Annotated in this window: 2 protein-coding genes; both read left to right on the top strand. The window is 77.1% G+C overall.

Annotation, left to right across the window (positions count from 1 at the left end; translation table 11 throughout):
* The coding region (locus MN205_RS00025) for a GGDEF domain-containing protein (protein WP_242123065.1) at positions 1 to 392 on the top strand (392 nt) is incomplete at its 5' end.
* Positions 389 to 1,366 (top strand): hypothetical protein (locus MN205_RS00020; protein ID WP_242123063.1); only part of this gene is annotated, 978 nt, incomplete at its 3' end. The genes MN205_RS00025 and MN205_RS00020, both read left to right, overlap by 4 nt.

Here is a 1,366-nt window from a genome sequence, read left to right as displayed (position 1 = left end):
GCGGGCACCAGGCCGGCGACGAGCTGCTCAAGGCCGCCACCGCCGCCTGGAGCGACTCCCTGGGCGAGGACGGCTTCCTCGCCCGCTGGGGCGGGGAGGAGTTCGCCGCCCTCCTGCCCTGCACCGGCTCCGGCGGCACCGCCGGCGCCCTGGTCCGCGCCGACCGGCTGCGCGCCGTCGTCCCCGACGGGCAGACCTGCTCGGTCGGCACCGCCCGTTGGGACGGCACCGAGGAGCCCGCCGCCCTGCTGCGCCGCGCCGACCGCTCCCTGTACGCCGCCAAGACCGGCGGGCGCGACCGGCTGGTCCACGACGGCGACCCCCTCGACCCGGCGACCGCGGAGCCCTCGCGCACCGGCACCGCGCCGGGTGGCACGGGGAGGCGCGCGTGAGCGGGTCGGTGCCCCGGGGGCTGGCGCTGGCCGCCGCGGCCGTGGTGGCGACCCTGCCGCTCTCGCTGGTCGCCACCGTGCTCGCCGGCGGGACCACGTCCACGGCCACGGCCGCCTACCTGCTGCCCGTGGCCGGCGCCGTCGCACTCACGGCCGTGGCGGTGCGGCGCGTCCCGCCCCTGCAGCGCCGGCCGTGGCGCTGGCTGCTGCTGGCGCAGGTCGCGTACCTGGTGGGCGAGGTGCTCTTCGCGGCGCTGGACCTGGCGGGCAACGAGTCGTGGCCCACACCGGTCGACGCCCTGTACCTGCTGGCGTACGTGCCGGTCACGATCGGGTTGCTCGGCCTGAACCGGCAGCGCGGCGGCAGCGGCCACCTCGGCAGCCTGCTCGACGCGAGCATCGTCACCCTCAGCGCCGCCACCCTCTTCGGCGTCTTCGTCGTGCTGCCCATCGCCAGCGACGGCACGCAGAGCACCCTCGTGCGGGTCCTCAGCACCGCGTACCCCGTGGCGGACGTGCTGTGGGTGTTCCTGCTCGCCCGCATGGTCACCGGCCCCGGCGCGCGCACCCGCGCGTTCTGGCTGCTGGCCGGCGGCACCGCCGCCACCCTCGCCGCCGACGTCGGCATGAACGTCCTGCAGCTCGTCGAGGGCGGCGACACCACCCCCGCGTGGATGAACCTGCTGTGGCAGTCGTTCTACGTGCTCTACGCCCTGGCCGCGTGCAGCGCCTCCGCGCCCGAGCTGGCGGAGAAGAAGCCCCTCGAGGGCGGCGGTCTGACCGTGCCGCGCCTGGTGCTGCTGGCCGTGGCGGCCGTGCTGCCCTCGGCGGTGCTGGTGGGGCTGGCCCTGGCCGGTCGCGAGGCGCCCACCGCGTGGCTGGCGACCGGTTCGATGCTGCTGGTCGCGCTGGTCGTCGCCCGCGTGTGGGACCTGCTGCAGCAGGTGCGCAGCCAGGCCGTCCAGCTGGCCGCC

Origin of the sequence: Kineococcus sp. TRM81007 (assembly GCF_022669155.1) — a bacterium.
In the GTDB taxonomy this organism is placed as follows: Bacteria; Actinomycetota; Actinomycetes; order Actinomycetales; family Kineococcaceae; genus Kineococcus.
Note: the sequence above shows the minus strand (reverse complement) of the source record. Positions and strands in the feature narration are given on the sequence as shown.